The sequence below is a fragment of the Mediterraneibacter catenae genome (assembly GCF_008691045.1).
Lineage (GTDB): Bacteria > Bacillota > Clostridia > Lachnospirales > Lachnospiraceae > Mediterraneibacter > Mediterraneibacter ornithocaccae.
Genome location: NZ_VMSO01000059.1, coordinates 1 through 760, shown reverse-complemented (window position 1 = coordinate 760; position 760 = coordinate 1). Strand labels below are relative to the sequence as shown.

Below are 760 nucleotides of genomic sequence, written 5' to 3'. Positions count from 1 at the left end.
CGTATACAATACAGAGTAATAGTGGCCGTCATATTCAAGGTGGTAATTATCTGGTATACGCAGAAAATATTTATAATCACAAGTCGTAAAGCTGCCCGATGGAAGAGGCTTCATTTTTGGCTTGTCGTAGGTCTGGAAGGCATACTCCCGTGTCCTGCGGATATCATTTTTATTCCGGAAATCCGCTTGATTGATTGCCGCTATTATCTTTTGGGTTTCTTTGTTCAGGGAATCGAGACTTGTAAATATGTTTTCTTTTAAGCGCTCGATTAAATGTGTCTCCAAAAAACGGACGTGGTTTTCTATCGTCGGTTTCTCTCTTTTATCGGTAATTACCGATAAGAAAGGCAAGAGCCATGCCGAGGGCAGTGTCTCCTATGCGTCTACGTGGATCCTGGCGGCACTGCGGAACGAAACCTTCTTTTCCCTGGCCGATGCCAAAGAGGCAGTTGCTGAAAAGCTGAAAGAACTCAATGGTTATACCTTTAAAAAGTGGGAAGGGAACCGCCGTGATGCTTATATCCATGAGGAAAAAGCATTCATGCAGCCGCTCCCTGTCAATCCCTATGAACCGTCTCTCTGGTCGGATCAGACAGTTCTTCTTGATTATACCGTAACTGACGGATTAAACAAGTATTCTGTTCCCTATGATCTGATTGGGGAATCGGTCAGCGTCCGTGTGGCGCATGATACAGTGGAAGTGTTCTTCCATGGGAACCGGGTGGCTGTCCATCCAAGAGAGGTCAACCGTAAGCGGGAT

At 45.7% G+C, this 760-nt stretch carries 1 protein-coding gene; it reads left to right on the top strand.

What is annotated here, in order from left to right; translation table 11 throughout:
* Positions 1–247: 247 nt before the first annotated feature.
* The coding region (locus FNY66_RS15340) for a Mu transposase domain-containing protein (protein WP_408631292.1) at positions 248–760 on the top strand (513 nt) is incomplete at its 3' end.